Raw genomic sequence first — 7,878 nt, 5'->3', positions numbered from 1 at the left:
ACAGTCAGAATGGTAGTGAGGAAGGCGACGTCGCCCGAGAGCAGACCGAACCCGCTGTCGATGTAGCGGATGAAGGTCTCCATGAAGCGATCGATGACGCCAAGGTCGTTCATGCCGCTGCCTTCCTCGTCGTGATGAACTCGTGATTAATTGCCGGGATAAGCCGAGCCGGTACCCAAGAATCGCTTCGTCATCTCGCGGGCGGCTTCCTCTGACTGGGCCTTGCGGGCGGCATCCTCGGCCTCAGCTCGAAACTGCGTTGCGAGCAGCGTCTGGATCTGCATCTGCTGCTTTGTCGAAAGCGCTATCAGCTGGTTGGTGGCCTGGCTTGCCTGAAGCGCACCGGCCGCCCCTTGGCTGCGGTTGACGAGATCGGCGAGCAGATCGCCGTCGGCGCGGACGTTCTCGACGATTTGCGACTGGACCCCCATGGTCTGGCGGAACGCCTGCATGGCGCTTTGCCAACGCTCGCGCGCAGCACTCGCCACATCGCTGACCTTGATCGTGGCGTCGTAGCTTTCCGGATATTGGCTGCGCCACTGGTCTTGAAGCTTGCCCAGATCAAAGCTGAGGCCACTCGCCTGGTCCATCAAGCCGTCGATGCGATGGAGCGAACCGGTGAGTTGGCCAACGGAAGAGAAATCCAGACGCTGAAGATTGCGCGCCATGTTCTGCAGCATGGTCGCCTGATTCTGCAGCGACTGGATCTGGTTGTTGATCTGCTCCAGGGCGCGCGCGGCCGTCAGCACGTTCTGCGCATAATTGGACGGATCGAACACGATAAGGGCGTAGGCGGGCTGCACATAGTCGGCCATAGGCTTGGCGATCAGGGAAACGGTGATCAGGCCGGAGAGAAGGCGTCGCCGCATCATGCTAATTGCTCCTTGTCTGGTTGAGGGAATTGCTTGAGAAGTTCGCCGGCCCAATCGAGGCCGCGCGCGATCAGGAACTGCGAGGCAAAGCTGCCTTGCCCGTCTTCGGACAGGATCCTGTCGATCAGAGTCTGCGTGGCCGGATCGGAAGCACCGCAAAGCGCAAGAGCGATGGGGCCAAGCCCGAGCTCGAACAGACGGTTGCCGCGGCGCGATTGCAGATAATACTGACGCTTCGGCGTGGCGCGGGCGATCAATTCGATCTGCCGCTCGCTTAAACCGAAGCGTTCGTAGGCTGTGCGCGCCTGGGGTTCCACGGCACGATCATTGGGAAGGAAAATGCGCTGCGGGCAGCTTTCGATGATTGCCGGCGCTATGGCAGAGCCCGCGATATCAGCCAGCGACTGCGTAGCGAAGACAACCGACACGTTCTTCTTTCGCAGCACCTTCAGCCATTCGCGGATGCGGGCGGCGAACAGCGGATTGTCGAGATAGACCCACGCCTCGTCGAGCATGATCAGCGTGGGCCGTCCGTCGAACCGTTCCTCAAGTCGCTGGAACAGATAGGTAAGCACCGGCAGCAAAGCGCCTTGGCTGTGCATCAGCTCCTCGGTCTCGAAACACTGCACATCCGACAAGGCCAGCCCATCATGATCGGCATCGAGCAGGCGGCCGAAGGGACCGTCGAGCGTGTAGGGCATCAATGCGGACTTCAGCGCATTGGATTGAAGCAGGACCGAAAGGCCGGTCAGTGTGCGTTCCTGCGCCGGCGCGGTGGCAAGGCTGGCCAGCGCTGACCAGATAGCCTCCTTCACCTCCGGCGTGACGGTGACGTTCTCGTGGGCAATAAGGCTGGCGATCCATTCGGCCGCCCAGCTTCGGCTAGCCTGGTCGTTGATGCTGCGCAGTGGCTGAAAGGCAAGGGAACCGTCCGCTCCTAGCGCGTGGTGTTCTCCACCCATGGCAAGTGTTGCAGCACGGGCCGAATTGCCTTTGTCGAAGACATAAACCTGGGCGCCGGCATAGCGCCTGAACTGCAGAGCAATCAGAGCAAGCAGAACCGACTTGCCGGCGCCGGTCGGACCAACAGCCAGCATGTGGCCGACATCTTCGACGTGGGTGGAAAGCCGAAACGGTGTCGACCCGCTGGTCTCGGCAACGAGAAGCGGTGGCGCTTCGGTTTGGGTGACTTTCGCGAGATACTCGTTTGTCGCAGGACCGGCCCAAACCGACGACAGCGGCATGAGATGGGCAAGGTTCAAAGTATGAACGAGCGGTTGGCGAACGTTAGCGTAGACATGGCCAGGCAATGAGCCGAGCCAAGCCTCGACCGCATTGACGCCTTCTCGGATCGTGGTGAAACCGATCCCATTGATGATGCGCTCGACCGCGCGAAGCTTCTCTGCAGCGGCTTGGCGATCCTCGCCCCACACCGTCACGGTCGTGGTGAGATAGCCGAAGCTCACATGATCGCCGCCCAATGCCTGAAGGGCTTCGTCGGCATCGAGCGCCTTGTTGTCGGCATCGCTGTCGACAAGCGGGACCGGCTCGTTGGTAATGACCTCGCGTAGGATTGCCACGATCGATTTGCGCTTGGCAAACCACTGCCGGCGCAACCGCGTCAGCGTCTTCGTGGCTTCCGTTTTCTCGAGCGGAATGAAGCGCGTCATCCAGCGATAGGCGAAATCCTGATGATTGAGGGCATCGAGAATCCCGGGCCGGGTGAGGTTCGGAAAGCCGAGGATGGTCAGTGTGCGAAGATGCTGCTCACCCAGCATCGGCTCCAGGCCACCGGCAAGCGGCGCATCGACCAGGATGGCATCCAGATATATCGGCGTTTCCGGGACCATGATAGGATGGCGTCGAGGCGAAATCGTGCCGTGGAGATAGGTCAACGTCTGAGCATCATCGAGGACGCGTACTTCGGGCATGAAGCCCGAGAAGAGATCGAGCACGCGGTTGGTCTCGTCACGGAACCTCGCCAGATCCTGGCGCCAGTCTCTTTCTCCTTGGGAATAATGAGAGTCGACGAGCGCGCTTTCCGCGCGCGCCTGGGCGTCGGGCGGTGGCATAAACACTAAGGTCACATGATAGCGGCTCTCGTAGTGCGCTACCTTCCCCTCGAAAGCAGCGCGGCGTTCTTCGTCGACCAGCCACGACGCGGCGTCAGGAAAATGCGAGTTCGGATAGCCCAGCGCTTCTATGCGCTCGGCCTCAAAGAACAATGCCCAGCCAGAGCCAAGGCGTCTGAGAGCATTGTTCGCCCGGCCGCAAATGCCGACGAGTTCAGCCTCCGTCGCACTTTCGAGATCCGGGCCGCGGAACCGCAACGTCCGCTGAAAGCTGCCGTCCTTGTTGAGCACGATGCCGGGCGCCACCAAGGCAGCCCAGGGTAGATGGTCGGCAAGCCGGTCGGCTTTGCTTCGATATTCCGAAAGGTTCAGCATGCAAGCCACCCCTTCAGACGAAGGTGGCGCACAAGCACGCTGGCGAAGTCCGGATCGCGTCTTGCGGCAAAGACCGCTAACGAGTGGCCCGCGATCCAAAGCACCAGACCAGCAATCCATTGCTGCAAGCCGAAGCCAATGGCCGCGGCCACTGTACCGTTGAGGATCGCCACCGCGCGCGGAGCCCCGCCGAGCAGGATCGGCTCGGTCAGCGCCCGGTGGACCGGTACTGCGAAGCCCTCGATATGCTGCTCCCCGGCGGCCATCAGACGAGCGCCCCACCACCGAAGGAGAAGAAGGAGAGGAAGAAGCTCGATGCCGCGAAGGCGATCGACAGACCGAAGACGATCTGAATCAGGCGCCGAAAACCACCGGCGGTGTCGCCGAAGGCAAGCGTCAGGCCGGTGGTGATAATGATGATCACCGCAACGATCTTGGCGACCGGTCCCTGCACCGACTCCAGGATCTGCTGCAGCGGCTGCTCCCACGGCATGCCGGAGCCGGCCGCATAAACGGGGGCCGTGATAAGAAACGCGAGCGCTGTGGACGAAAGAAAGCGAAGCTTCTTGCGCATGAGGAAGGCCTTTCAAAGCTGCTGGAGTTGCGAAAGCGTGAGCGGGGCAACGGCGTAATCGCCGCTGCCGTCGAGACCGGTGACCTCGGCGATTGCGTCGATGTGGCGCGACGAGCCGCGGCCGGCGATGAAGACGAGCAGGTCGACGGCATCGGCGATGAGGCGGCGGGGAACGGTGACGACTGCTTCCTGTGCGAGCTGCTCGATACGGTAGAGTGCGGAGCGCGCCGAATTGGCGTGAACCGTGGCGATGCCGCCGGGGTGCCCGGTGTTCCATGCCTTCAGCATGTCGAGTGCTTCCGCACCTCTTACTTCGCCGACGATGATGCGGTCGGGCCTGAGCCGCAGCGTTGAGCGCACGAGATCGGCAAGGGTGACCGAGCCCCGCCTCGTTCTCAGGGCAACGCAGTCCCTGGCCGCGCACTGCAGTTCGCGCGTGTCCTCGATGAGGATCACCCGCTCGTCGCATTCTGCGACCTCCGCCAGCAGCGCATTGGCAAGGGTTGTCTTGCCCGAAGACGTGCCGCCGGCGACCAGGATGTTGCGCCGCTCGCGGACTGCCCTCTTGAGCACATCGACCTGCAGCGGCAGCATGATCCGGTCCGCGACATAGTCGGCCAGCGTGTAGAGCTTTGCCGCTGGTTTACGGATGGCAAAGCATGGCGCGAGCACGACCGGCGGCAGCAGACCCTCGAAGCGCTCGCCCGACGGCAGTTCGGCACTGACAATCGGATTGTCCGCGTGCGCCTCGACCCGCACATGGGAGGCGACCAGGCGGATGATGCGTTCCGCCTCGGACGGGTGCAGATGCACGCCCGTATTGACTCGGCCCTCGCCCAGCCGGTCGAGCCGCAGCGCACCGTCGGGATTGACCATCACCTCGATGACGGACGGATCGGCAAGGGCTTCGGTGATTGCCGGACCCAGGGCGGTGCGCAGCATGACACGCCGCCGGTGGTCGGCCTCGGGATGAGAGCTCATCCTTCCCCTCCCCCACCATTGTCTTTGCTAAGCGACCTTTTGCCGGAAGCGATCTGGCGGCCGACCTGCTCAACGAATTTGTCAAAACGCTCCTGGGCAATCGCCTGGGTCGCCCTGTCCGGCACAGGCGTGTGGGCATGAAGCGTGATCGAAAAGCGGATGAAGAGCGCCAGACTCTCCAGGATCACCTCGGCATCGCGCCTGACGTGGGCAAGGTCGCGGGAGAGCCGGTCAAGCCTTACGCCGTAGCGCCGATCGAACTCGTTCTCGCCACGCCGCTCGATGAACGCCTCGACCGCCTTCGCCACGATCGCTGATTTGGTCGTTGACGGATCGCGACTGAGGTTGTCCAGTTTCTCGCTGAGCTCCGGCTCAAGCAGAAACTGATGGCGAATGCGGTGGGGCTTCATGCGGCTCGTTCCGACGGCCCGGCGTTGCGCCGGCGACGGGAGAAGGATCGGCCAGACGCTCAAAATTGCTTATGGCCGTTATCTACGCTGAGATGCGCTCTGCAACTCAGCGGACTTCAGAAGCCGGGAATGACATCCTTGTCGTCGCCCCTGCCCTCGTTGATACCGTAGGCGCGGGCCGCAGTGGAAATCCGATCCATGACACGCTTGTCCGCGAGCGCTTCGCTGTCATCGTCTGCGGGCTTCAACAGATCGGCCTGATCGGGCTCTTGAGAGACAACAACGTCTTCTACGGGCAGGCTTGGATGGCGTTGCTGCTGAACGCCTCCCTCGTCTTCAACTGGCGCGTCGGCGCTTTCGTCGTCCGCAGCAAGTCGGCTATCGACGCTGCACACTTGTCCAGTCCAGCCGTCCGGGCGTGATGCAGGGCAGTCCGCATAGGGACCGTCGCGCAGCACCGGCGCAGGCAGCACCCGGTCTGTGAAATTCTGATCCTGATAATAGCGCAGCTTCTTGGCGCGGATCGGCGGCAACCCAGAAACCAGGACCAATTCGTCTGACGGCGGCAATTGCATCACCTCGCCTGGCGTCAGGAGCGGGCGCGCGGTTTCCTGGCGGCTCACCATGACATGCGAAAGCCAGGGCGCAAGCCGATGGCCCGCATAGTTGCGCATCGACCTAAGTTCGGTTGCGGTGCCGAGGGCATCCGAGATGCGCTTGGCCGTGCGTTCGTCATTGGAGGAAAAGGCAATTCGCACGTGGCAATTGTCGAGAATAGCATTGTTCTCGCCATAGGCCTTTGAAACCTGGTTCAAAGATTGTGCGATCAGATAGGAGCGAATGCCATAACCTGCCATGAAGGCGAGCGCCGTCTCGAAGAAGTCGAGGCGACCGAGCGCCGGAAACTCGTCCAGCATCATGAGCAGTTGATGCTTACGGCTCTTCTTCGGGTCCCCCTCCAGGCGCTCCGTCAACCGCCTGCCGATCTGGTTCAAGATCAGTCGCACCAAAGGCTTGGTGCGCGAGATATCCGAAGGCGGCACGACCAGATAGAGCGACAGCGGTCGCTCTCCATCCACTAGGTCAGCGATGCGCCAGTCGCAGGACGAAGTGGCCGTCGCGACCGTTGGATCACGATAAAGCCCGAGAAAGGACATGGCGGTCGAGAGGACGCCTGAGCGCTCGTTCTCCGACTTGTTCAGGAGTTCGCGAGCCGCCGAGGCCACTACGGGATGGACCTGAGGGTTATGCCCCGTCCCGAGATGGTTTGTCGTCGTCATCCGCTGTAGCGTTGCGGCAAACGAGCGTTGCGGGTCCGACAGGAAGGTGGCGACGCGGGCCAGCGTCTTTTCCTCTTCAGCGTAGAGCACGTGCAAAATGGCGCCAACTAGGAGTGAATGGCTGGTCTTCTCCCAGTGGTTCCGTCGCTCCAGCGCGCCCTCGGGATCGACGAGGATGTCGGCGATGTTTTGAACGTCTCGGATCTCATCTGGGCCTTTGCGTACCTCCAGCAGCGGGTTGTAGCGTGCCGATCTCGGGTCGGTCGGATTGAACAGAAGGCAGTACGAGAATTTCGACCGCCAGCCGGAGGTCAACTGCCAATTTTCGCCTTTTATATCATGAATGATGGCAGACCCGGTCCAGGAAAGTAGCGTTGGAACAACCAGCCCCACGCCCTTGCCCGAACGCGTCGGCGCAAATGCCATGACGTGCTCCGGGCCGTCATGGCGCAGATAGCGATCGTTCAGCCTACCGAGGAAAACGCCCGCCGGCCGTAACAACCCTGCCGTCTCGACCTCATGAGTCGTGGCCCACCGTGAAGACCCATAGGTCGTAACCGACCCGCGCTGTCGCGCGCGCAAAAGCGAGCCAGCGATTGCGGCGGCACAGCCCAGGAATCCGCTGGCGCCTGCAAGCGTACCGGCTTTGTCGAAGACCTCCGGCGCATAAGCATCGAAGTGGAACCACCATTCAAACAGCTTCCACGGCTTGTAGATTGGCCAGCCGGCGAAGAGAAACCATGGTGCGCCGAGAGGCGTCTGGTAGGTCAGCATTTGAGCGCACCATTGGGTTGCCGTCCATACGCCGATAATGACAATTGCGCACACAACGGCGATCTGCCCGATCAGTAGCTTCGTAGGTGTCATCGGCTTGGCCCGCTGAACAACGCGACCTAGCATCGCGCGGCGCAGCCGGGACAGGAATGTTCCTCACATACGATTTGGGAGCAATGAACGACTTCCTACGTATCAGGTCGGTCAGCACGCGTGTTGCGCCTTCACGCGACACCATCCGCCACTCCATCCTTTCCATTCACCCTGAGGCCCGGCGCCGCCGACAGTTGCGTGACCGCTCCTCCGCAAAGTTATCTTCTGCGTTCAGGGAGCCACGGCGCCTGGGCTGGCTGATGAACACCGTCCGCTCGCGCATGTGGGGTCGAATTGATTTGTGCCCAAGTGGAGGCAGGCTCGTCTTCCAACAGTTGCCGCAGTTCCCCTGGCTCGAACGCCATCATCGGTGGGGAAGCGGGTTCATCCTCCAACAGCTGCCGCAGTTCCCCTGGCTGGAACGCCATCATTGGTGGGGAGGCAGGC

8 protein-coding genes are annotated in these 7,878 nt (G+C 61.8%); 1 reads left to right on the top strand and 7 read right to left on the bottom strand.

All coding sequences use genetic code 11. From position 1 onward, the window contains the following. Positions 1 to 146: 146 nt before the first annotated feature. The 7 genes from trbJ to EN781_RS19175 form a co-directional block, all read right to left on the bottom strand. The gene (gene trbJ, locus EN781_RS19205) at positions 147 to 872 is read right to left on the bottom strand and encodes a P-type conjugative transfer protein TrbJ (RefSeq protein ID WP_091595793.1); all 726 of its coding nucleotides are present in this window, start codon (positions 870 to 872) and stop codon (positions 147 to 149) included. Then, a complete protein-coding gene (gene trbE / locus EN781_RS19200) occupies positions 869 to 3,319 on the bottom strand; it encodes a conjugal transfer protein TrbE (RefSeq protein WP_029354937.1) in 2,451 nt (816 codons plus the stop codon). Before trbE ends, trbJ begins: the two co-directional genes overlap by 4 nt. Then, on the bottom strand, positions 3,313 to 3,585 hold the full coding sequence (locus EN781_RS19195) for a VirB3 family type IV secretion system protein (protein WP_024502852.1): 273 nt from the start codon (positions 3,583 to 3,585) through the stop codon (positions 3,313 to 3,315). Before EN781_RS19195 ends, trbE begins: the two co-directional genes overlap by 7 nt. Beyond that, the gene (locus EN781_RS19190; RefSeq protein ID WP_024502851.1) at positions 3,585 to 3,893 is read right to left on the bottom strand and encodes a TrbC/VirB2 family protein; all 309 of its coding nucleotides are present in this window, start codon (positions 3,891 to 3,893) and stop codon (positions 3,585 to 3,587) included. Before EN781_RS19190 ends, EN781_RS19195 begins: the two co-directional genes overlap by 1 nt. Positions 3,894 to 3,905: 12 nt before the next feature. After that, entirely contained in the window at positions 3,906 to 4,874 is a 969-nt protein-coding gene (gene trbB / locus EN781_RS19185) for a P-type conjugative transfer ATPase TrbB (RefSeq protein ID WP_091595797.1), read from the bottom strand. Next, positions 4,871 to 5,284, bottom strand: a complete 414-nt coding sequence (locus EN781_RS19180) for a CopG family transcriptional regulator (protein ID WP_029354930.1) — start codon at positions 5,282 to 5,284, stop codon at positions 4,871 to 4,873. Before EN781_RS19180 ends, trbB begins: the two co-directional genes overlap by 4 nt. Positions 5,285 to 5,400: 116 nt before the next feature. Beyond that, complete coding sequence (locus tag EN781_RS19175; protein WP_126038548.1) at positions 5,401 to 7,431, bottom strand: conjugal transfer protein TraG; 2,031 nt, start codon at positions 7,429 to 7,431, stop codon at positions 5,401 to 5,403. Between the two features lie 260 nt (positions 7,432 to 7,691). On the opposite strand from EN781_RS19175, the gene EN781_RS34830 reads away from it, so the two are divergent. Then, positions 7,692 to 7,878 (top strand): hypothetical protein (locus tag EN781_RS34830; RefSeq protein WP_210213484.1); only part of this gene is annotated, 187 nt, incomplete at its 3' end.

It is taken from the genome of Mesorhizobium sp. M4A.F.Ca.ET.090.04.2.1, assembly GCF_003999085.1.
Lineage (GTDB): Bacteria > Pseudomonadota > Alphaproteobacteria > Rhizobiales > Rhizobiaceae > Mesorhizobium.
This window is presented reverse-complemented; position numbering and strand designations above follow the sequence as displayed.

Excerpts from the sequence above, each read along its gene's own strand:
- trbJ (WP_091595793.1), bottom strand. The coding sequence starts at position 872 with ATGATGCGGCGACGCCTTCTCTCCGGCCTGATCACCGTTTCCCTGATC.
- trbE (WP_029354937.1), bottom strand. The coding sequence starts at position 3,319 with ATGCTGAACCTTTCGGAATATCGAAGCAAAGCCGACCGGCTTGCCGAC.
- EN781_RS19195 (WP_024502852.1), bottom strand. The coding sequence starts at position 3,585 with ATGGCCGCCGGGGAGCAGCATATCGAGGGCTTCGCAGTACCGGTCCAC.
- EN781_RS19190 (WP_024502851.1), bottom strand. The coding sequence starts at position 3,893 with ATGCGCAAGAAGCTTCGCTTTCTTTCGTCCACAGCGCTCGCGTTTCTT.
- trbB (WP_091595797.1), bottom strand. The coding sequence starts at position 4,874 with ATGAGCTCTCATCCCGAGGCCGACCACCGGCGGCGTGTCATGCTGCGC.
- EN781_RS19180 (WP_029354930.1), bottom strand. The coding sequence starts at position 5,284 with ATGAAGCCCCACCGCATTCGCCATCAGTTTCTGCTTGAGCCGGAGCTC.
- EN781_RS19175 (WP_126038548.1), bottom strand. The coding sequence starts at position 7,431 with ATGACACCTACGAAGCTACTGATCGGGCAGATCGCCGTTGTGTGCGCA.